The sequence below is a fragment of the Acinetobacter silvestris genome (assembly GCF_002135235.1).
Classification (GTDB): Bacteria; Pseudomonadota; Gammaproteobacteria; order Pseudomonadales; family Moraxellaceae; genus Acinetobacter; species Acinetobacter silvestris.
Genome location: NZ_NEGB01000001.1, coordinates 235,890 through 258,835, shown reverse-complemented (window position 1 = coordinate 258,835; position 22,946 = coordinate 235,890). Strand labels below are relative to the sequence as shown.

Annotated in this window: 13 protein-coding genes, 2 tRNA genes and 3 rRNA genes; 11 read left to right on the top strand and 7 right to left on the bottom strand. The window is 40.7% G+C overall.

Annotated features, from left to right (window positions below; genetic code table 11):
• Positions 1–106 precede the first annotated feature (106 nt).
• Complete coding sequence (locus tag B9T28_RS01250; RefSeq protein WP_086202145.1) at positions 107–2,845, top strand: DUF2339 domain-containing protein; 2,739 nt, start codon at positions 107–109, stop codon at positions 2,843–2,845.
• A gap of 180 nt (positions 2,846–3,025) precedes the next feature.
• On the opposite strand, the gene B9T28_RS01245 is transcribed toward B9T28_RS01250, so the two are convergent.
• Entirely contained in the window at positions 3,026–3,946 is a 921-nt protein-coding gene (locus B9T28_RS01245) for a mechanosensitive ion channel family protein (protein ID WP_086202144.1), read from the bottom strand.
• A gap of 9 nt (positions 3,947–3,955) precedes the next feature.
• The gene (locus B9T28_RS01240) at positions 3,956–4,777 is read right to left on the bottom strand and encodes a DUF432 domain-containing protein (protein ID WP_086202143.1); all 822 of its coding nucleotides are present in this window, start codon (positions 4,775–4,777) and stop codon (positions 3,956–3,958) included.
• 100 nt (positions 4,778–4,877) lie between these two features.
• Here B9T28_RS01240 and gspE point away from each other — a divergent pair, with 100 nt between their 5' ends.
• Both gspE and B9T28_RS01230 read left to right on the top strand, forming a co-directional pair.
• A complete protein-coding gene (gene gspE / locus B9T28_RS01235) occupies positions 4,878–6,365 on the top strand; it encodes a type II secretion system ATPase GspE (RefSeq protein ID WP_086202142.1) in 1,488 nt (495 codons plus the stop codon).
• A 41-nt stretch (positions 6,366–6,406) separates the two neighbouring features.
• Positions 6,407–6,988, top strand: a complete 582-nt coding sequence (locus B9T28_RS01230) for a hypothetical protein (protein ID WP_086202141.1) — start codon at positions 6,407–6,409, stop codon at positions 6,986–6,988.
• A gap of 82 nt (positions 6,989–7,070) precedes the next feature.
• Here the strand turns inward: B9T28_RS01230 and B9T28_RS01225 are convergent, their stop codons facing one another.
• The 5 genes from B9T28_RS01225 to B9T28_RS01205 form a co-directional block, all read right to left on the bottom strand.
• Positions 7,071–7,496: an organic hydroperoxide resistance protein gene (locus tag B9T28_RS01225; protein WP_086202140.1), complete on the bottom strand. Its 426-nt coding sequence runs from the start codon at positions 7,494–7,496 to the stop codon at positions 7,071–7,073.
• A gap of 108 nt (positions 7,497–7,604) precedes the next feature.
• On the bottom strand, positions 7,605–8,429 hold the full coding sequence (locus tag B9T28_RS01220; RefSeq protein ID WP_086202139.1) for a carbon-nitrogen hydrolase family protein: 825 nt from the start codon (positions 8,427–8,429) through the stop codon (positions 7,605–7,607).
• Positions 8,430–8,450: 21 nt separating this feature from the next.
• Positions 8,451–8,975, bottom strand: coding sequence for an anti-anti-sigma factor GigB (gene gigB, locus B9T28_RS01215; RefSeq protein WP_086202138.1), 525 nt, complete (start codon positions 8,973–8,975; stop codon positions 8,451–8,453).
• 113 nt (positions 8,976–9,088) lie between these two features.
• Positions 9,089–10,057 carry an RsbU family protein phosphatase GigA gene (gene gigA / locus B9T28_RS01210; protein WP_086202137.1) on the bottom strand — a complete coding sequence of 323 codons (969 nt, stop codon included), beginning with the start codon at positions 10,055–10,057 and terminating at the stop codon, positions 9,089–9,091.
• Between the two features lie 130 nt (positions 10,058–10,187).
• Complete coding sequence (locus tag B9T28_RS01205) at positions 10,188–11,087, bottom strand: MlaA family lipoprotein (RefSeq protein WP_086202136.1); 900 nt, start codon at positions 11,085–11,087, stop codon at positions 10,188–10,190.
• A gap of 563 nt (positions 11,088–11,650) precedes the next feature.
• Here B9T28_RS01205 and B9T28_RS01200 point away from each other — a divergent pair.
• The 8 genes from B9T28_RS01200 (at position 11,651) to B9T28_RS01165 (ending at position 22,607) form a co-directional block, all read left to right on the top strand.
• Positions 11,651–13,188: ribosomal RNA gene (locus tag B9T28_RS01200) — 16S ribosomal RNA — on the top strand.
• A gap of 61 nt (positions 13,189–13,249) precedes the next feature.
• Positions 13,250–13,326 (top strand) — tRNA-Ile (locus tag B9T28_RS01195).
• Positions 13,327–13,407: 81 nt separating this feature from the next.
• Positions 13,408–13,483: transfer RNA gene (locus tag B9T28_RS01190), tRNA-Ala, on the top strand.
• Positions 13,484–13,857: 374 nt separating this feature from the next.
• A 23S ribosomal RNA gene (locus B9T28_RS01185) occupies positions 13,858–16,752 on the top strand.
• Between the two features lie 160 nt (positions 16,753–16,912).
• Positions 16,913–17,027, top strand: a 5S ribosomal RNA gene (gene rrf / locus B9T28_RS01180).
• Together the 16S, 23S and 5S rRNA genes with 2 tRNA genes alongside form the textbook arrangement of a ribosomal RNA operon.
• 190 nt (positions 17,028–17,217) lie before the next feature.
• Positions 17,218–18,513: a M20/M25/M40 family metallo-hydrolase gene (locus tag B9T28_RS01175; RefSeq protein ID WP_086202135.1), complete on the top strand. Its 1,296-nt coding sequence runs from the start codon at positions 17,218–17,220 to the stop codon at positions 18,511–18,513.
• 159 nt (positions 18,514–18,672) lie between these two features.
• Positions 18,673–19,887 (top strand): MFS transporter, encoded by a 1,215-nt coding sequence (locus B9T28_RS01170; protein ID WP_086202134.1) that lies wholly within the window; start codon positions 18,673–18,675, stop codon positions 19,885–19,887.
• Between the two features lie 302 nt (positions 19,888–20,189).
• A complete protein-coding gene (locus B9T28_RS01165) occupies positions 20,190–22,607 on the top strand; it encodes a YgiQ family radical SAM protein (RefSeq protein WP_086202133.1) in 2,418 nt (805 codons plus the stop codon).
• Positions 22,608–22,946 lie beyond the last annotated feature (339 nt).

The following is a 22,946-nucleotide window of genomic DNA, read 5'->3' as shown; positions in this document are numbered from 1 at the left end:
GCAGAGTCATGATATTAGAGGCTTTACCGAATACCTAATGAATAGCTGAATTGTGCTTGCTGTACTGTTGTATGATCAAATGACTCAGGAAAGAGAAATTGACAAGATGCTGAAAGGGCAGAGCGAAATCCGAATGATTTGGTTGATGGTGTTGATCATCATCGCTGTTGGTGCATGGTTTCTAGAGCTAAAAGTACTGACCTACATCTGTGGTTTAGCATTTGTGGTGAGTGTGATGCACTATGTCGATGCGATTCAAACATCGATGCAAGACATGACACAACAAGTGCAAGTCAAATTTCAGTTGAGTTCAAAGGTTCCTCTATATATTTCATCTATTATCGCCGTTGTTGGTCTTAGTATGCATTGGCGATGGTTGGTTGGGTTAGGCTTAACATCTTGGGTATTCTTTTTTCTGCGTTGGCTCAGGCGTTTAGAGCGTTATTTACTGAATATCAAATTTCAATTACAACAAAATCAATATTCAGTCTCTGCTCAATCGAGTTTGACGCCACAAAATACAATGATGAGAAGCACATTGGACTCATCCGTAGCTGCTCAAACATCAAGTGGTTCATTGGGTTTTATAGATCAATTGAAACAGTGGCTATTGCAAGGTAATCCTGTATTAAAAGCTGCGGTTTTGGTGTTAGTGATTGGTATTATTTTATTATTACGTTTCGTGACTGAGCATTGGCAATTTAGCTTAGCGTTAAAACTCACTATCGTCGCAACGGTTAGTGTTGTGGTAACGATATTGGGTTATCTGCTACGACAAAAAAATCGGAGTTTTGCTTTAGCTTTGCAAGGATTGGGCTTAGCTGGATTATTTTTGACGTTATTTTTTGCTTTTTATAATGATGTCATTTCTTCTTTTTTAATCGCGAGTTTATGCTTTATCGTCATTATAGGCATCACGCTGTGGCTTAGCTTAAAACAGCAAAGTATTGAGCTGGCTTTAATGGCGATGGTGATTGCAGCGATTGCACCATTTACTGTACCGATTCGGGCAATCACCACAAGTGAGTTAGTGGGCTATTATTTGGTGATTAATATCGCAATAGCTATATTAACCACATTACGACCATGGAAAATTCTGAATCAAATTGCTTTTTTAATGACAGTGGCTGTTGCTGGAAGTTATGCCTTTATACATGGGTATCGCGATGAGCGGGCTGTACTCACTGTATTGGTTTTAGCACATACTGCAATTTTTATTTGGCTTAGTCTGCGTTTTAGTCAACTGCTTGCAAAGCAAGATTTAGAGCAATTTAAGTTAAAACCAGCTTTAGATATTGCCTTAATTTTTGGCGCACCAATTATCGGCTATATTTTTTTATATTTGATGTATTTTAATGAAAAGGTGTGGCAAGCGGGTTTGAGCTGTGCTTTTGCGCTGCTCTATGCAGTGTTATATCAATTTGTAAAACGGAATCAGTCGATTCAATTCATTTCAAACAGTTATTTAAGTTTGATGCTGATTTTTATGGTACTGATTCCACCGATTTTATTACATGAGCAATGGAGTGTCGTGGGGTGGGTGATTGAGGGCTTAATCATTTTTATTTATGCCTTATATTACGACTCGGCGATTAGTCGTTATTTGGCTATGGCACTGTTGCTGGTCGCTGGATTGTTCAGTCTATATTATTTAGTCGAGCTACCTGAATTTCCAAGGACAATGTATTGGATTCTCAGTTTGAGCTATTTTGCTGTGGTCATCCTGAGTAATAGTTATAAAGATTTTCAAAAACAATTAACGACATCCATTGTTATTTTCTTTAGTGCTTTGATGTTGTCTGCAACCTGCATGTTGTTGATTTTACTACTCGATCATTTTCATGGCCCAAATCAGTATATTGGCACTTTGCTCATCATCACGATTACCTATGTGATCATGAATGAATGGCTGTTATTCAATAAAGCATTGTGGTCATGGGTGATTCCGAAGTGGGTAGGGCTGATTCCTCTTTATATTTTTGTCCTTATTTTATTGTTTGATCGTAGTCAGAATGGTGCAATCGTTTGGCAATCTACATTTGAACGTTGGGGTGTTGCAGGCTCAGGGTTATTACTCATGGTACTTTGGTTAAGACCCATGGCAGCGCTACGTTTAGAAAAAGAATGGGTGAGCTTGGGGGGATTAATCAGTTTAGGTTTCATGAGTCTGAGTTTGATTCCATCTATGCCGTATATTAGTGTGGTGGTTTTACCCTTGCTATTTTGTGGATGGTGTTTTCTGCAAAAGAACAGCCAAGATTGGAGCAGTTTCTGGCAAACTCGTACAGGCTTAGCTTTAGTAATGCTCTGGATCATTTGTTCACAACTTTTTTCACAACATGCATTTCAGGCGTATCTTTTCCCTATTTTAAATCCTTTTGATGTAGTCACGATTATAACGTTCGTAGGCTTTGGTTGGATGCTGAGTTTGCAACTGAAAGTAGGCATGGATAAAGGGATTATTGCTGTGTTATCTGTTCTAAGTCTACTTTGGTTGAGTAGCTATGTGCTGTTACGTGCTTTGCATTATTATTTTGCGACCCCTTATAACCAAGTAGCATTGTGGCAAGATTCACTGGTTCAATTGAGTTTTACTTTACTTTGGGTCAGTTTGGCATTTATTAGCATGAGTTGGGCTAGCCATAAACAACTGCGTCCAATGTGGATTTTGGGTGGAAGTATTTTAGTAATTGTGACGCTAAAATTGGTCTTATTTGATTTATCACATATCGGTACATTAACCCGAGTGATTTCCTTTTTAGGCGCAGGTTTGGTAATGTTAATTATTGCTTATGTTGCTCCGATTCCAGAACAGAAGAATGGATTAGAATCTAGAGATAGCTAGTAGTACTATATTGATATTCGACAGTATGTTGTGCAATTTAATCTTGATCACACCGACCTTATTTAAAGAATAACCTTAGAGAGTACAGATAATAATACTGGGATTAGCTGGCACGATTGTCATTCAAGTTGATATAACGATCGTGCGCCTAAATTGAGAGAATCAAAGTTGCTTATTTTGTTATTTTTCTTGTTTTAAATCTTGAGCATTTGCATAGTGATCAAGGTTGTCTTGCTCTACAGCACTGTTGGGAGTAGTTCCTCGATCTACAAAACCAATTTTAGGGACTGGAATCTCAATTTGATTTTCTACAAAACGATTGCGAATCCTTTCGTGAATTTCATCTTTGACTTGCATGAAGTTTTTTTGCTGACACCAAAGCGCAAACAATAGTTCAATGGATGATTCACCAAAGGCGGTCACACTCACACGCGGTTTAGGATCTGCTAAGACCAATGGATAGTCATTGGCTACTTCCAATAATACCGCTCGAACTTTATTGATATCTTCATTAAAGTTGATGGCTAAGGTAATCGGAATTCGCCGTATAGGGAATTTGGAAAGGTTATGTACTGGTGCCCGAATTAACTGCTCATTCGGCAAACGCACGTAGACATTGTCCCAAGTCAGTAATTTGACTGAGAGTAAATCAATGGAAATAACCTCGCCTTCAATGGTATGTCCACGAATCAGCGTAATTTGAATGGTATCGCCAATTTCAAAAGAACCTTCACCAATTAGAAATAAACCACTGATTAAGTTGGTCGCAGAAGTTTGTGAGGCAAAACCTAAAGCCACGGTTAAAATACCCGCAGCACCTAAGAAAACACTCAGCTTAAAACCGGCTTCTTTTAGGCCTGTAACAACAAACAACATAAAAATAAAATAAAAAATTCCTCGGCGCCAAACCAATCGTTGATGTGCATTAAACCTTGAACCGATCGTACGAATAAAGGTATTGGAAATAATACGAGCCAATACAAAACCGACTAAGCACAAAGATAAAGCGACCAGTAATTCGCTTAAGCGTTCAGTGTTGATATTGGTAAAAATCCCTTTCAGGCTATCAGCAATATCTTTAGGAATACTTGAACTGAGCATGCGGATCTCTTAAAAAATTGAGTCAAACATATTAAATAAAGCGCCACCTGGTGAACGAGGTGGATGTACATAAGCGACTTCACCAGCGAGTGGTGGGGTTCTATTTTCAATTTTGATACGTGCGGGACGATCATTGCCTTCATAAATGACTTTAATTTGAGAGGTCCACAGTCGTCCAGTGCTTTCACTATAATATAATGGCAGTGCAGGAACAGGGACATTCATACGATCAAAGCGCAACTGATGATTGCTGACATTATGAAAGTCGATGGGCGTAACAGCACGGAATGCTCTGGGTTTTAATAAATTGAGTTCAGTCCGCCCATCCACAGCCGTGGCATAACACATTTCACCGCTACGATGATCAGGGCCAAACCAAGTATCTTTGGGTAAAATAACTGGAATATCAAACAAGGGTTCTTTTTGAGCTTGAAATAAGCCAGAAACCCAAAGTGGGGTACTGATATATAACGTTCCACGTTGACCTGCAGGAATATAAATTGGGTCAACAGGACGAATTACGACTGAACGATCGGCCAAACGTGGCATGAGCTGAAAGGTATTATGTGTTTCTTTAAACATGTAACGTTCAACATGTACAGGTTGTGGGAAAGCAAAATTAACATCCTGAATGCAATGCCATTGTTGTTCGTAGTCATATTGATATCGAGGGCGGTAATATTCCAATCGCCATTCTTGTAAACCACGGGTTAGACGTAATAAAGTCGAACCAAACTGCCATGCTTTAGATTGATTCAATTCAAAATGTTGTTCTCCCCACCATTTGAGATTGCGGAGTTCAGGTTCTAGATGCTCATTTATTTTAGACACCAGCGTTTTCCCTATATTGAATTCTTTGAAAAAACAGACTTCACGCTGTCATTTGCTTAGAGTACACTCAAAACAATTCTAATCATCATTATAAGTTGTAATGCAAGTACTTAAACAATTACAAATACCCTATAGTTTTGCGAAAAAGCATGGAGTGCTGTTACGTTACGAAGGTGATCAAGCTTTTATTGTTCGTCGCCACGATACTGCACCAATTGCTATTCAAGAAGCTCGCCGTTATTTAGGCCGTGTAGCACAATATCAACTTTGTGCTGATACTGATTTTAATCACATGCTCAGTTCAAGTTATGCGGGTGAAACCGGTGAATCTCAACAAGTCGCAGCAGGTTTAGAAGATCATCCCGATTTACTCAGTTTAGCAGATCAAGTTCCTGAAACAGAAGATTTGATGGATCAGGAAGATGATGCCCCGATTGTCCGTTTAATCAATGCCTTACTTTCTGAAGCAATTCGTGTGGGTGCTTCTGATATTCATATTGAAGCTTTTGAGAAAAAACTATCAGTCCGTTTACGCGTAGATGGGCAACTACGTGAAATTGTACAACCCCGCCGTGAACTTGCACCATTATTGGTTTCACGTATTAAAGTCATGGCAAAGTTGGATATTGCAGAAAAGCGTATTCCTCAAGATGGTCGTATTTCTTTAAGACTTGCAGGTCGTGAAGTGGATGTCCGTGTATCAACATTGCCATCTTCACATGGTGAACGTGTGGTGATGCGATTGTTGGATAAGCAAGCAGGTCGTTTAAACATGACCCATTTAGGTTTGATGCCGAGAGATTATGAGCGTTTAACACAATTGGTGCATCGCCCACATGGCATTATTTTAGTGACGGGGCCAACAGGTTCAGGTAAGACCACCACACTTTATGCTGCATTATCAGATCTAAATGATGGATCTAAAAATATTCTAACGGCTGAAGATCCAATCGAATATCAATTGGAAGGTATTGGGCAAACCCAAGTTAACACCAAAGTGGATATGACTTTTGCGCGTGCTTTAAAAGCTATGTTACGTCAAGATCCAGATGTGGTAATGGTCGGTGAGATTCGTGATTTAGAAACTGCGGAAATTGCTGTGCAGGCATCGCTTACAGGTCATCTAGTACTCTCAACGCTGCACACCAATACTGCCATTGGTGCTGTGACACGGTTAAAAGATATGGGGATTGAACCCTTCTTATTGGCTAGTTCTCTTATTGGAGTAATTGCACAGCGATTGGTGAGAACACTGTGTACGCATTGTCATGGTTGGCGTGAAGCTGATGATTTTGAGCAGGCTATTTTTCAAAATTTAAGTGTGGAACAGCATTTGAAATTGCCTATTCCACAAGGTTGTGATCATTGTTCTCATACTGGTTTTACAGGGCGTACCGCCATTTATGAAATTGCCCCGATTGATGATCAAATGCGCCGTTTGATTCATGGTAATGCAGCAGAATATGAGTTGGAAAGTTATGTTCGCCAACAATCTGGTTCTATTCGTGATGATGGTTTAAGAAAAGTGCTCAAAGGTAAAACAACTTTAGAAGAAGTATTGCGTGTAACCAATGAATCTGCTGATTAGGCTGATTCATTTTTATTCATATTAAAATGTAGATTATAAGAGTGAAAATAAAAATTTTAGTGCTATGTTCCAGTGTTAGCCTGAGTTTTAGTAATCTCGGTGTTGCCCAAGTAAATAACTTTAAAGTTTATAAGCAATGTACCGATGAGATGGAATGGTCTTGTGATGTGATACGCGAGGTAAATGCTAAAAAAGAGATATATTTTAAGGACATTAAATCACCGAATGTGGAACGGCTCAACGCAGATTATTATCATATTATGGCATCTTGTGGAAATCCTTGCCAAGTCCATGCTTTTATTGGACGTGATAAAAAGCATGATGACAGAACAGATGGTTTCGTTACGGTAGATCCTAAAACGCAGTGTTTAATTGAAAGTGATGATAAAAAGAATCGAATTACCGCACGACGACTAAATTCAGATAAAAAAATTGAACTGGTGAAGCTGAATCAAAAGTTATTTAATGAAGTCTGGATTCCTGATTATGGTAAATATATGCCTTTTCAGAGTCAGTCACATTTTGATGGACATGGAAATTTAGTGTTAATTGCTGATTATATAGAACCAATACAAGGTAAATCACAGTTTAAAAAGACGTATTTGAACCCATGTAAACTCTAAAGATACATGTAAGCCCTCAAGAAAAAAGGCACTCTAAATTAGTTAGAGTGCCTTTTCGAATTAGATAATTACACTTTTAAAATCAAACAATCACATTTAGCGTCACATCAATATTGCCACGGGTTGCATTTGAATATGGGCAAACGATATGTGCTGCATCCACCAATTTCTGCGCTTCAGCTTGATCCATTCCTTCCAAGTGAATATTTAATTTCACTTCAATACCAAAACCTGTCGGAATGGGGCCAATACCCACTTCGCCTTCAATAAAAGCATCTTTTGAAATGTTGAGCTTATCTCTACCTGCAACAAATTTCATTGCACCAAGGAAACATGCAGAATAACCCGCTGCAAAAAGTTGTTCAGGATTAGTTCCACCACCTGCGCCACCCATTTCTTTCGGTACAGCTAATTTTACATCTAAAATTTCATCTGATGATGTCGCACGTCCATCACGACCACCGGTTGCTTTGGCTTTTGCTGTATATACAACTTTTTCTAAAGACATTTCTATTTTCCTGAAGAAATTTTGATGAGTCTTTATCCTGTAGGATTTTATGAAATAAATAAGCGGTGATTTTGTAAAATTATTGAGGAGAATGCAAAGTCAGGGGGATTAGAATGAAATCAGTTTACGATGTAGCATCAAGGGCATAGAGGCTCGAATTATATTTTGTTCTTCCATATCAAAAGGAACAGTAATCAGTTGAGAGCCTTCATTTTCAATAATATTGAGTAATTGACCACGACTATTGGTTGCACCGGCATGCCCCCACGTCTGACGTTTTTCTCCATGCCAGCCCTGTTGAGCCGCACCTAAAACCTGACATTGGCTGTCCATAGCACGTGCTTGTAACAGTAATTGCCAGTGCATTTGACCTGTTATATAAGTAAATGCAGCAGGTGCAGTTAAAATACGAGCACCTTGTGAGCGTAGAGTTAATGATAGCTCTGGAAAGCGTAAGTCATAACAGACCATTAAGCCAATATCACCAAATGGTGTTCTAGCAACAACAACATCGGTACCAGGCTCAAAAAACTTAGATTCCTGATAACCACCCACAGCATCACTGACTTGTACATCAAATAAATGAATTTTGTCGTAACGAGCTTCGGTCTTTTCTGGGCTAATACATAAACTGACTGTGCGTACACGACCATCTCGAATAACAGAACCATCTGGACGGAAAGGGCAAGGCAGCGTACCTGCAACAATCCAAATCTGATAGTGATGGGCGAGTTGTTCTAAGCGGTGTTGAATCGATTCAAACTGTGCCGCAGTTTCACGTTGCATTCCAGCAGCAAAACAGACAAAGTTTTCAGGAAATACAATCAATGAGGCACCATCTGCTTTACTTTGTTGTATCAATGACTCAATCACACTGAAGTTTGCTTCAATGTCATTTTGGGAATTCATTTGGACAACAGAAAGTAAAGTCATGGTCAATGTCTGAATTGAAAATTAAGCGTTTTGCTTATTAGGAGATGCGCAATCCATGGTATTTTGCTGTTTTTCCAGCTGCTTAACTAATGGCTCAAACATGTTTTGATTGTTTGCATTAAGTTTCATGAGTGTTCTGTGTGCATCAAGAACGGTGCACAGCATAGTATTGTGATTAATGTTGTCATCCATTAAGGCTTTGGTGCAAACATTCGGATCACCGCAATAATTCAAGATGACAAAAACCTGCCCTAAGCCCATGCTATTGGCTAGAGTGCTAATATCAGGATTGGTAGATAACATGACCGCTTGAATATGATGAACTTGTTTCAGCTTTAAGCCTAACTTTGCCAAGATACCTAAAACAGTACTATCGATAAATGTGGTTTCGGTTAAATCAACAATTGCGCCAATGACGTTTTTTTGTTGTTCAATCCTTGCCAAAAGTTTGTCTAGACTTATACAAGATTGGGCACGCACTTCGCCAATAAGCTTAAAAATATGCGTTCCATTTAAGCTTGCATATTCAACATGACCTGTTGACATATAAATGCCATTTGCAGAAAAGGATAGGAAAATTATCACATAGCGCAACTCTATACTCAAGTGGTTGAGTAGCAGAGAATAGTCTATATGAAGGTATACTACTGATTATAAAGTTAATTCATTCTGCGTAAACTGAGGATAGCAATATCATCAGCAACATGATCCGGTGCTTTGAATGATTGATTCTGCAAATGATAGACCAATTGTGCAAATTGTTCATTCAAACCACCATCAAATGGCTCAAGTGCACCATCTGAACAAATAATAAACCGTGCATGACGCGTTAAAGTGCATTCGAACTCTTCAACTTCTAAGTCTTCAGTGAGCCCTAAGGGAAAGCTACTGGTGTTTAAGACACGTGGGGCTTGATTGGGTTCAAAAATAATGGCAGGTGGATAATGTCCAGCACTTGACCATTTTAACGTATGGGTTTCTAAATTCAGCGTTCCAGCAATCATGGTAATGTGCTTTTCAATATTTTCTTGGACCAGCATACCATTGAGTTTCTTAATCAATTCTCTGGGTGTTTTTGAGCGACCATGAAAGGCAGCCATCCAAGATGTCAGTAAACTACTGGTGACACCATGTCCAGAAACGTCAGCTAAATAGAATATGATTTCTTTATCGCTAATTTTCCAATAATCATACCAATCTCCAGATAAGTACGCTGAAGGTTGAAATAAGGTTTCAACTTGATAATTTTGTAGTTCTATGGGGTTAGGCAGTAATTTTCTTTGTAATTCAGCGGCAGAGGGAAGATCACGGCTGTCTTGATTACGTTTATATTGTGCATCAATCTTAGATAATGAATGTTCAGGATGAGCAGGCAGTCTATTCCAGACCCAACCCGCTAAAGCACCTAATTCCCAGGCTTGAGAAAGTGCGGTCCCTTCATTTTCATTGGCTATTACAATGGTTGGCAAAGACCATTGATGATGTAAAAAATCTTGTACATCGGCAATTGCGATAATAGTCGGATCATAGAGATGAATGTCTTCTATTTGAATCATCTGCAGACTCGGAAGCGCATTTAGCACTTGGTCTAAATTGGGAATGTTTCGAGTAGGCTGAATGAAATACATAGAGTTGATAGATGATCCTAAGTTCATGACTGATTATCGTACTAAGATGAGTAGATGTACTATAGATAATCAAATTTTGCTAGTAAGATAAAATTACTTACTAGCAAAGACATTGAATAAAACATTAAAATTATGGCGTAGAGTCTGTCTCAGAATCGTCATCTATAAATGAAATAGCAGCTGCATCTAAACCCTTTTTCTGGGCAATGTTATAATTCAAACGTTGTAAATAAATATCACGAATTGCTGCATATTTATCACCTTGTAAAACATCTTCAAAATCTAATAAGCGTGAACGAGCATTAATCCCACCCAAGATACGATTTCCCCAAATGAGTCCAGTTTGATCACGGGCACTTCGTATCTGCCATAAAGGATTTGCATAACCTTCAGCAATATAGTCGATAGAATTACGCAGAGTGCTTGGGCCAAGTATAGGTAACATGAGATAAGGACCACTTGGAATACCATAATAGCCTAGTGTTATTCCTAGACTCTCTTCTTCAGTATTTAAACCTAAGTGACGCGCAGGATCGGCCATGCCTAACGAAGTTAATGTATTAATGGTAAAACGACCGACCGACTTTAATGCACGGACTGGGCGGCCTTGAACCAATTGGTTTGCAGCATTCCAAGGTTCGCTCAGGTTTTTACGAAACAATGTATAAGAGCTACGAACATCATCAGGCACTTTTTCTTTATATTGCACAGCAAGAGGGCGAGCGATGTATTGATCTAACTTATCATTAAATTGAAAGATTTCACGGTTGAGTGGTTGCAGCGGATCTTTCATTTGATCTGATTGTGCTGCATTGGCATTTACTTTTAAATCAACGCTCTTAATATTCTTAAGTTCTTTTAACGCCTCTAGGCGTGGATGTTTTACTGATTCTAATGATTGACGCTCTAAAAGAGCGTTGTCAGCGGGCTGCACTGAATTATCTTCGGATGATAATGCATCTTGAGCAGAAACTTGAGATGTTAAGCCAAGAGTAAGCAGAGTTGCCCATAAGATATTAAGACGATGCATAAAAAATCCTAAAAGATGATAAACAAAAGCTAAATCTAGCAATACAGTACTCAGTATATTCTAGCAGCCATTAAAAAGAACGTATTAACGCAAATTTGATCAAAAAATGTGATAAAAAGCATTTATTGATTAATAAACACCCACTCGAATAAATTAATTGAGAAAGGGGGTTGTACTGGTTCTGAAATACTGTAGAATGCACATCCATCGGCGGTGATGTTAAACAAAACCTCTGATAAATCAATAAGTTGATTGAGTTATTAAGATTTTCGAAAGAGATTTTAGGGTTTGATTAAAAAATGATTTATTAGAAAATAAGTTAAGCAAAACCAGTTGACTTTCTCTCGAAAGAGGGTAGTATAGCCGACCTAGCTTGCTGATGACGAATCAGCAAGAAGATCATTAAGAGCTTATGAAGAACAACTTGTGTGGATTTTTACTGGTTGATTAATCGAAATTATTTTCATTGATTGATGGTAGAAATTACTCGAAGTTTATTTGAGAAATATTTGTCAGAAAATTGATGAGCCAAGATTGGTAGCCTTTAAGCTACTACTGATTTTAAACTGAAGAGTTTGATCATGGCTCAGATTGAACGCTGGCGGCAGGCTTAACACATGCAAGTCGAGCGGATGAAAGTAGCTTGCTACTGAATTTAGCGGCGGACGGGTGAGTAATACTTAGGAATCTGCCTATTAGTGGGGGACAACATTTCGAAAGGAATGCTAATACCGCATACGCCCTACGGGGGAAAGCAGGGGATCTTCGGACCTTGCGCTAATAGATGAGCCTAAGTCAGATTAGCTAGTTGGTGGGGTAAAGGCCTACCAAGGCGACGATCTGTAACGGGTCTGAGAGGATGATCCGTCACACTGGGACTGAGACACGGCCCAGACTCCTACGGGAGGCAGCAGTGGGGAATATTGGACAATGGGGGGAACCCTGATCCAGCCATGCCGCGTGTGTGAAGAAGGCCTTTTGGTTGTAAAGCACTTTAAGCGAGGAGGAGGCTCCTTTAGTTAATACCTAAAGTGAGTGGACGTTACTCGCAGAATAAGCACCGGCTAACTCTGTGCCAGCAGCCGCGGTAATACAGAGGGTGCAAGCGTTAATCGGATTTACTGGGCGTAAAGGGTACGTAGGTGGTCTTTTAAGTCGGATGTGAAATCCCTGAGCTTAACTTAGGAATTGCATTCGATACTGAGAGACTAGAGTATGGGAGAGGATGGTAGAATTCCAGGTGTAGCGGTGAAATGCGTAGAGATCTGGAGGAATACCGATGGCGAAGGCAGCCATCTGGCCTAATACTGACACTGAGGTACGAAAGCATGGGGAGCAAACAGGATTAGATACCCTGGTAGTCCATGCCGTAAACGATGTCTACTAGCCGTTGGGGTCTTTGAGACTTTAGTGGCGCAGCTAACGCGATAAGTAGACCGCCTGGGGAGTACGGTCGCAAGACTAAAACTCAAATGAATTGACGGGGGCCCGCACAAGCGGTGGAGCATGTGGTTTAATTCGATGCAACGCGAAGAACCTTACCTGGTCTTGACATAGTAAGAACTTTCCAGAGATGGATTGGTGCCTTCGGGAGCTTACATACAGGTGCTGCATGGCTGTCGTCAGCTCGTGTCGTGAGATGTTGGGTTAAGTCCCGCAACGAGCGCAACCCTTTTCCTTATTTGCCAGCGAGTAATGTCGGGAACTTTAAGGATACTGCCAGTGACAAACTGGAGGAAGGCGGGGACGACGTCAAGTCATCATGGCCCTTACGACCAGGGCTACACACGTGCTACAATGGTCGGTACAAAGGGTTGCTACCTAGCGATAGGATGCTAATCTCAAAAAGCCGATCGTAGTCCGGATTGGAGTCTGCAACTCGACTCCATGAAGTCGGAATCGCTAGTAATCGCGGATCAGAATGCCGCGGTGAATACGTTCCCGGGCCTTGTACACACCGCCCGTCACACCATGGGAATTTGTTGCACCAGAAGTAGGTAGTCTAACCGCAAGGAGGACGCTTACCACGGTGTGGCCGATGACTGGGGTGAAGTCGTAACAAGGTAGCCGTAGGGGAACCTGCGGCTGGATCACCTCCTTAACGAAAGATTGACGATCGGTAAGAATCCACAACAAGTTGTTCTTCATAAAGATGTATCTGAGGGTCTGTAGCTCAGTTGGTTAGAGCACACGCTTGATAAGCGTGGGGTCACAAGTTCAAATCTTGTCAGACCCACCAATCTAACGAACACAAGGTTGATGGAGGAATTCATTGAACTTGAGTCACTAGACAAACAGATAGATCATTCTTACGATAGCTGGGGACTTAGCTTAGTTGGTAGAGCGCCTGCTTTGCACGCAGGAGGTCAACGGTTCGACTCCGTTAGTCTCCACCATATATATAGCTAGGTGATTACAGAATTTAATGAATAAGATAGATGCTTAGGTGTTTATATAAATGTTTATTAAATTCTGTGATTTATCACAGTATCTTGACCTGACGAAGGCAAGATAAATCATTAACAGATTATATTTGAGTTGAAATAAATTGTTTAAGGCTCAGAACGAATTAAACATTTAATTGTTACACGCAAGTGAAATGATTGATTGGATATGACGAACTGAGAACTAGCGATTAACTGAATCAAGCGTTTTGGTATATGAATTAGATTGAAGCTGTATGGTGATTAAATTCACAATACTTCGAACTGTATGGCGAAAGCCTGTTGTTGCATCCCTTGTAGGTGCTAACGACTGTTTGGGGTTGTATAGTCAAGTAATTAAGTGCATGTGGTGGATGCCTAGGCAGTCAGAGGCGATGAAAGACGTAATAGCCTGCGATAAGCTCCGGGGAGGCGGCAAATATCCTGTGATCCGGAGATTTCTGAATGGGGAAACCCACTTACCATAAGGTAGGTATCGCATGATGAATACATAGTCATGCGAGGCGAACGAGGGGAAGTGAAACATCTCAGTACCCTTAGGAAAAGAAATCAATTGAGATTCCCTTAGTAGCGGCGAGCGAACGGGGACCAGCCCATTAAGTTATGTGTGTTTTAGCGGAAAGCTCTGGGAAGTGCTACCGTAGAGGGTGATAGTCCCGTACACGAAAGGGCACACATAATGATGACGAGTAGGGCGGGGCACGTGAAACCTTGTCTGAATATGGGGGGACCATCCTCCAAGGCTAAATACTCCTGACTGACCGATAGTGAACCAGTACCGTGAGGGAAAGGCGAAAAGAACCCCTGTGAGGGGAGTGAAATAGATCCTGAAACCGCATGCATACAAGCAGTGGGAGCCGGCATTGTGTCCGGTGACTGCGTACCTTTTGTATAATGGGTCAGCGACTTACATTCAGTAGCAAGGTTAACCGTATAGGGGAGCCGTAGAGAAATCGAGTCTTAATAGGGCGTTTAGTTGCTGGGTGTAGACCCGAAACCGGGTGATCTATCCATGAGCAGGTTGAAGGTTGGGTAACACTAACTGGAGGACCGAACCCACCGTCGTTGAAAAGCCGGGGGATGACTTGTGGATAGGGGTGAAAGGCTAATCAAACTCGGTGATAGCTGGTTCTCCCCGAAAGCTATTTAGGTAGCGCCTCGGACGAATACCATTGGGGGTAGAGCACTGTTTCGGCTAGGGGGTCATCCCGACTTACCAAACCGATGCAAACTCCGAATACCAATGAGTACTATCCGGGAGACAGACTGCGGGTGCTAACGTCCGTAGTCAAGAGGAAAACAATCCAGACCGCCAGCTAAGGCCCCAAAATTATAGTTAAGTGGGAAACGATGTGGGAAGGCATAGACAGCTAGGAGGTTGGCTTAGAAGCAGCCATCCTTTAAAGAAAGCGTAATAGCTCACTAGTCGAGTCGGCCTGCGCGGAAGATGTAACGGGGCTAAAACTATATGCCGAAGCTGCGGATTTGCAATTTATTGCAAGTGGTAGGGGAGCGTTCTGTAAGCCGATGAAGGTGTATTGAGAAGTATGCTGGAGGTATCAGAAGTGCGAATGCTGACGTGAGTAACGACAATGCGAGTGAAAAACTCGCACGCTGAAAGACCAAGGGTTCCAGTCCAACGTTAATCGGGGCTGGGTGAGTCGACCCCTAAGGCGAGGCCGAGAGGCGTAGTCGATGGGAAATTGGTTAATATTCCAATACTTCTGTGTAATGCGATGAGAGGACGGAGAAGGTTAAGTCAGCCTGGCGTTGGTTGTCCAGGTGAAAGGTTGTAGGCATGTATCTTAGGCAAATCCGGGGTACTCTATGCTGAGAACTGATAGCAAGCTAGTTTACTAGCGAAGTGGCTGATACCATGCTTCCAGGAAAAGTCTCTAAGCTTCAGTTACACAGGAATCGTACCCGAAACCGACACAGGTGGTCAGGTCGAGTAGACCAAAGCGCTTGAGAGAACTCTGCTGAAGGAACTAGGCAAAATGGTACCGTAACTTCGGGAGAAGGTACGCTGTCGACGGTGATTCCCCTTGCGGGATGAGCGGTTGACAGCCACAGAAACCAGGCCCCTGCAACTGTTTATTAAAAACATAGCACTCTGCAAACACGAAAGTGGACGTATAGGGTGTGATGCCTGCCCGGTGCTGGAAGGTTAATTGATGGGGTTAGCGTAAGCGAAGCTCTTGATCGAAGCCCCAGTAAACGGCGGCCGTAACTATAACGGTCCTAAGGTAGCGAAATTCCTTGTCGGGTAAGTTCCGACCTGCACGAATGGCATAATGATGGGGGCGCTGTCTCCAGCAGAGACTCAGTGAAATCGAATTCGCCGTGAAGATGCGGTGTACCCGCGGCTAGACGGAAAGACCCCGTGAACCTTTACTGCAGCTTGACATTGAACTTTGATCTTACTTGTGTAGGATAGGTGGGAGGCTTTGAAACCGAGACGCTAGTTTCGGTGGAGCCAATCTTGAAATACCACCCTGGTAATATTGAGGTTCTAACTCTGCTCCATTATCTGGAGCGAGGACCATGTCTGGTGGGTAGTTTGACTGGGGCGGTCTCCTCCTAAAGAGTAACGGAGGAGTACGAAGGTGCGCTCAGCGTGGTCGGAAATCACGCGTAGAGTATAAAGGCAAAAGCGCGCTTAACTGCGAGACCCACAAGTCGAGCAGGTACGAAAGTAGGTCTTAGTGATCCGGTGGTTCTGTATGGAAGGGCCATCGCTCAACGGATAAAAGGTACTCTGGGGATAACAGGCTGATACCGCCCAAGAGTTCATATCGACGGCGGTGTTTGGCACCTCGATGTCGGCTCATCTCATCCTGGGGCTGAAGCAGGTCCCAAGGGTATGGCTGTTCGCCATTTAAAGAGGTACGCGAGCTGGGTTTAGAACGTCGTGAGACAGTTCGGTCCCTATCTACCGTGGGCGTTGGAAATTTGAGAGGATCTGCTCCTAGTACGAGAGGACCAGAGTGGACGAACCTCTGGTGTACCGGTTGTAACGCCAGTTGCATCGCCGGGTAGCTATGTTCGGAAGGGATAACCGCTGAAAGCATCTAAGCGGGAAGCCTACCTCAAGATAAGATTTCCCAAGGACTTTATGTCCTCTAAAGAGCCGTTGAAGACTACGACGTTGATAGGTTGGATGTGGAAGTGCGGTGACGCATGAAGCTGACCAATACTAATTGCTCGTGAGGCTTGACTATACAACACCCAAACAGTTGTATACTTCATATTAATTCATGCAAAATGCTTGATTTAGTTAACGCTAATACTTAAACTTCAACTCAAATATTTCTGTTAATAACTCATTTGACGAAAGCTAGGCATTCAATAAGACCTTGGCGAGTAAGCATAAACAGTTGTGCTGGCGACAATAGCAAGAGTGAACCACCTGATCCCTTCCCGAACTCAGAAGTGAAACCTCTTAGCGCTGATGGTAGTGTGGGGTTACCCATGTGAGAGTAAGTCATCGCCAGCTCATTAATTCTAAAAACACCCCAACTTAACAGTTGGGGTGTTTTTTTATGGGAAATATGTATGGAATAAAGGGGAATAAAATAAAAAGAAGAAAGTTGTTTAAATTATATTTACTATTGTCTGATTTAATTAAAAAATAGTTGATTTATAATAATTAATTTAACCATTAATAGATAAAGATGGAGTTTTAAATGTTAAAAACGGTTTATACGAAAGGGAAAAAACAGCATATTTTAGGGCTTATCGGGTTAGCGAGTTGTTTGGCAACGAGTTATGCACAGGCTATACCTGAAAATTTATTAAAACAAACGATTGAAGCTGAAAAAAGTGTCTACGTAAATACCTTAAAAGATTTAGTAAATATTGAATCTGGAAGTAAAGATCTCGAAGGTGTAAATCACATTGCCAAATTAGTTGCTGCGAGATTAAAAGAATCCGGTGCTGAGGTAAGTATTCTTCCTACTGATGATATTTATCGTATGGATGATACACCTGAACAGACAGGCCCTGTCGTTAAAGCTGTGCTTAAAGGTAAAGGTAGCAGTAAGATTATGCTTATTGCACATATGGATACAGTATATTTAAAAGGGATGTTAAAGGATCAACCTTTTAAAGTTGAGGGTGATAAAGCGTATGGTTTAGGCATTCTTGATGATAAACAGGGTGTTGCAGCAATCATTCATACATTAGAAACATTGAAAAAATTAAATTATAAAGATTATGGCACAATCACCGTTTTGATGAATTCTGATGAAGAAATTAGTTCACCAGGCTCGCGTAAATTAATTACTGAAACAGCGCAAAATCAAGATGTTATTCTGTCTTTTGAAGGTGGTGGTAAGGATGGTAGTTTACGTTTAGCGACTAGTGGTATTGGTGCTGCGTATTTGAATATTAAGGGTAAATCTGCACATGCGGGTGTAAAGCCAGAAGATGGCGTAAATGCACTGACTGAATTATCCTATCAGATTCTACAATTGCAGGATTTATCAAACCCTAAAACAGGGTTGAAATTAAACTGGACGGTCGCAAGTTCGGGTAAAACTCGAAATGTAATACCAGATTCTGCAACTGCACAAGCTGATGTTCGTGCATTGCAGGTAGCAGATTTTCAACAAGTGGAAAAAATTTTAAATGAGAAAATTAAAGTAAAAAAATTATCTGAGAGTCAGGTGAATATAAAATTTGAAGTACGACGACCACCTTTGGTTGCTAGTGCTCAGGCGAAACAGTTGGCTGAAAAAGCACAAACAATTTATAAAGATGAATTCAATTTACCTTTGAAAATTATGTCTGAAGCTACAGGTGGCGGTACAGATGCAGCATTTGCTGGATTAAATTCAAAAGCTGCAGTACTAGAAGGGATGGGGCTTTCTGGTGATGGTGCACATTCTAACAATGCCGAATATATTCAGATGGATACTATTGTTCCACGTTTATATTTAGCAACACGATTAATTATTGATTTATCAACGTCTAAGAAATAATTTAAATTAAAAATCTTCGCCTTTGGGTGGGGATTTTTATCTTTAGTTGAATATACGGAAACTTAACAAAATCTCAGTAAATTTAAATGGATAATGACTAGGATTTCATTTTTTGTGTTGCTTGGACAGGCGTATACTGAGTGGGTATAAGGAGAGCTTATGTCTGAATCAGTTGAGTCCGCACGCTATATCGAGTATGGCACTAAACCTTTTGCCGCGATTTTACTCTCCTTATTCTTGGCTGGTTTTGCCATATTTTCATCATTATATTGTGTTCAACCGATGATGCCTTTTTTGGCTAAGTTCTTTCAGGCCACTGCAACGCAAAGTAGTTTTCCTTTATCTTTTTCAACGATTGCTTTAGCACTCGGACTTCTTTTTGCAGGTTTAATTTCTGATCGTTATGGTCGTAAGAAAATTATGGCCATTTCTTTATTTTCGACTGCAACCTTATTATTGATCAGTTCTTTTTTACCTTATTGGGGAATTTTTTTAGCCACTCGAATGATGCTTGGGTTGGCTGTGAGCGGTGTAGCTTCAGTTGCCATGACCTATATTGGTGAAGAAATTGCACAGAAAGATGTTGGTTTTGCCATGGGGCTTTATATTTCAGGTACGGCAATTGGAGGGATGGGTGGTCGTCTAATTGCTGGGGTGTTACTAGACTATATTTCGTGGCAAGCAGCAACCCTAATCATTGGCTTACTCAATCTGCTTATTGCAATTACTTTTTATCTTGCGCTACCTGCATCGCAACATTTTAAAGCTTATCCGATTCAATGGTCACGTTTTAAAGACTCATTTAAAAAGAATTTTTCAGATGTAAAGCTTCGCTTATTGTTTGCTGAGGGTTTTATTCTCATGGGGTGTTTTGTGACTGTGTTTAATTACATAAGTTATCATCTTTTAGAAAAGCCTTTTGAACTTTCACAAACATGGATTGGTTTAATTTCAATCGCTTATTTATCAGGTATATATAGTTCACCTCGTGCTGCAAGTTGGAGTAAAAAGTATGGTCGGGGCACGGTATTGACCTGTATGTTCAGCAGTATGATTTTAGGTTTGTGGATTATGCTAATTCCATCTATTTGGGTAATTTTACTGGGGTTACTGATTTTTACCTTTTCATTTTTTGCAGCACATTCAACTTCAAGTAGTTGGGTTTCAGTGCAGTCATTACAGTATCGAGCCGTTGGTTCATCCTTATATCTCTTTTTCTATTATTTAGGATCCAGCTTTTTAGGTAGTAGTGGTGGTTTAATCTGGGAAAATTATGGATGGTTTGGTCTAACAATAAGCATTACCTGTGTTTTACTTATTGGCTTATTTTTGGCTTGGAAGTTAAATGGTATGCTTGAAAATAAGATGGTTTAAATTTTTTAAAGATTATCTTAGATAAAATTTTATACGCTAAGATGTATAAGAGCGTGCTGTTAAAACATAAATATATATTTCATTTTTAAAATTTGATTTTACAAAAACTGCTGAGACCTTTTTGATTCATAGCATGATGTCACTAGATTATTAGACTTTATCCGTGAAAAAAGCAATAAAATGATAAATTGTTGTTTGTGTATGTTTTTTAATCAAGCAACATGAATGTAATTCATGCTAAAATGATCGGCTTTCATCTTAGATCTCTCCCGATCGCCATCTGCCAATCGAGATAAATAACCATGTCTACTGCTTATACTGCTCAAACAGCGCCTACTGCGTTGTTTGATTACGACAAATATTGGGCGTCGTGTTTTGAACCCGCACCATTTTTGCCGATGTCACGCGAGGAGATGGATCAACTCGGTTGGGATTCCTGTGACTTTATTTTGGTCTGTGGTGATGCTTATATCGATCATCCATCCTTTTGTTCGGGCATTATTGGCCGTACTTTAGAAGCACAAGGTTTCCGCGTCGGAATTATTGCACAACCTGATTGGACCAATGCTGAAGCATTCCGCGTTTTGGGTAAGCCCAATATCGCATGGGGTGTCACAGCAGGGAATATGGATTCGATGATCAACCGTTATACGGCTGACCGTAAAATTCGTTCAGATGATGCCTATTCACCAGATAATCAACCGAATAAACGTCCAGACCGCGCAGCAACAGTGTATTGCCAACGTGTGCGTGAAGCTTATCCAGATGTGCCAGTTTTATTGGGCGGAATTGAAGCTTCATTACGTCGTATCGCACACTATGATTATTGGTCAGACAAAGTCCGTCGTTCAGTATTGATGGACTCAAAAGCAGATTTATTGATGTACGGTAACGGTGAGCGTTCAATTACTGAAGTCATGCATCGTTTAGCACGCGGCGAAAAAATTCACGAAATTACCGATGTTCGTGGCACGGCATTTATCGTGAATAAATTAAACCGTCCATCTAAAGCTAAATTTGTGGAAATCGCATCGAATGATGTGGATGCCATTGGCCGTGTTGATCCGATCATCAATCCTTATGTGATGACTGAAGATTTAGATGGCTGTGAAATTGAAAAAGATAAGGGTAATTCTTTAACCCAATACCAAAATTTCCAAAAAGAAATTGTAACGAATCAAATTGTTCGTGAAGGGGATCAACTCGATCCTGATACACAAATTGTGCAAATGCAACCTTCATCGAGAGCGATTAAACATAAATTACCGCCACGTGAGTTGGCTGTGATTCGTTTACCTGCCTTTGAAGAAGTGTCGGAAGATCCTGTTCTGTATGCACATGCCAATCGTATTTTGCATTTGGAAACCAATCCGGGCAATGCACGTGCCATGGTACAAAAACATGGTGAACGTGATGTATGGCTCAATGCACCACCAATTCCGTTAACCACGGAAGAAATGGATTACGTGTTTGACTTGCCGTATGCACGTCTGCCACATCCAGCCTATGCTGAAGCACGTTTTCCTGCATTCGACATGATTAAATTCTCTGTCAACATCATGCGTGGTTGTTTCGGTGGCTGTACGTTCTGTTCTATTACCGAACATGAAGGCCGTATTATCCAGAACCGTTCTGAAGAATCGATTCTGCGCGAAGTGGAAAAAATTCGTGATACCGCACCGGGTTTTACCGGCATCATTTCAGATTTGGGTGGACCAACAGCAAACATGTACCGTTTGCAGTGTAAAGATCCTGAAATTGAGAAGAATTGTCGTAAACCATCCTGTGTATTCCCAGGTGTGTGTCAGAACTTACATACTGATCATGCACCGTTAACCCAGTTATATCGTAAAGCACGTGCTTTAAAAGGCATTAAAAAGATTTTGATTGGTTCAGGTTTACGTTATGACTTGGCTGTGTTAAACCCTGAATATGTCAAAGAACTGGTACAGCATCACGTTGGTGGTTATTTAAAAATTGCCCCTGAACATACCGAAAAAGGCCCATTAAATAAGATGATGAAGCCGGGTATTGGGGCTTATGATCGCTTTAAACAAATGTTTGATCGTTTTAGCAAGGAAGCAGGTAAGGAACAATACCTCATTCCTTACTTTATTGCCGCGCATCCGGGAACAACGGATTACGATATGATGAATTTGGCGATTTGGTTGAAAAAGAATGGTTTCCGTGCTGACCAAGTACAGACTTTCTATCCATCACCAATGGCAACAGCGACCACCATGTATCACACCGGTAAAAACCCACTAGCAAAAGTGGCGCGTTATACCGAAAATGTTGACATTGTGAAAGGTGATAGACGTCGTCGTATTCATAAAGCCTTCTTACGTTATCATGATTCAAATAACTGGCCATTACTGCGTGAAGCATTGAAGGAAATGGGCCGTGCGGATTTAATTGGTAACTCGAAACAACATTTAATTCCGACCTATCAACCGGTGGGAACTGAAGGGCAGTATCAATCGGCACGTAAAAAGAATTCAACGGTTGCCGGTGATTCACAAAAACGTAGTGGCGATAATACTGCACGTAGTGCTCAAGCAACGACTCAAGCGCGTCCGTCAAATACCAAAAAACGTCCTGAAAGAGGGCAGATTTTGACTCAGCATACAGGTTTGCCTCCACGTGAAACAGGTGATGCGAAAAAACCGTTTGGTGGCACAAAGCCGAAGGGCAAGTCTAAGCCAAAATCGAAAGCCTAATTTTGATCAGTGAATAAAGAAGGATGCTCAGGCATCTTTTTTTATTGATTTAATTTTCCGACATGACATGATCGTTGAGAAGATTTAGCTCGATACAGAGGCGTGCATAGCTTTTGCTATTTTTTAAAAATTGAAGAGTAAAAATGTGGACTAGATTGTGCTTAACAATGAACATTTGAGGTTATATTGTTAGACAATGAGTTTGTATTTCCATCGGATAGATTTGTATTTCCATAAAAAAATCATTATAACAATGAAGATAAGTTATTTATTTATGTTAACGCATAGATGAAAGTAATTTAAATGATTCAATTTATAATTAAAAAACAATGTAATAAG

Bases quoted from the DNA above. Each gene is read 5' to 3' on its own strand.
- B9T28_RS01250 (WP_086202145.1), top strand. From the start codon at position 107: ATGCTGAAAGGGCAGAGCGAAATCCGAATGATTTGGTTGATGGTGTTG.
- B9T28_RS01245 (WP_086202144.1), bottom strand. From the start codon at position 3,946: ATGCTCAGTTCAAGTATTCCTAAAGATATTGCTGATAGCCTGAAAGGG.
- gspE (WP_086202142.1), top strand. From the start codon at position 4,878: ATGCAAGTACTTAAACAATTACAAATACCCTATAGTTTTGCGAAAAAG.
- B9T28_RS01225 (WP_086202140.1), bottom strand. From the start codon at position 7,496: ATGTCTTTAGAAAAAGTTGTATATACAGCAAAAGCCAAAGCAACCGGT.
- B9T28_RS01220 (WP_086202139.1), bottom strand. From the start codon at position 8,429: ATGACTTTACTTTCTGTTGTCCAAATGAATTCCCAAAATGACATTGAA.
- gigB (WP_086202138.1), bottom strand. From the start codon at position 8,975: ATGTCAACAGGTCATGTTGAATATGCAAGCTTAAATGGAACGCATATT.
- gigA (WP_086202137.1), bottom strand. From the start codon at position 10,057: ATGTATTTCATTCAGCCTACTCGAAACATTCCCAATTTAGACCAAGTG.
- B9T28_RS01205 (WP_086202136.1), bottom strand. From the start codon at position 11,087: ATGCATCGTCTTAATATCTTATGGGCAACTCTGCTTACTCTTGGCTTA.
- B9T28_RS01175 (WP_086202135.1), top strand. From the start codon at position 17,218: ATGTTAAAAACGGTTTATACGAAAGGGAAAAAACAGCATATTTTAGGG.
- B9T28_RS01170 (WP_086202134.1), top strand. From the start codon at position 18,673: ATGTCTGAATCAGTTGAGTCCGCACGCTATATCGAGTATGGCACTAAA.
- B9T28_RS01165 (WP_086202133.1), top strand. From the start codon at position 20,190: ATGTCTACTGCTTATACTGCTCAAACAGCGCCTACTGCGTTGTTTGAT.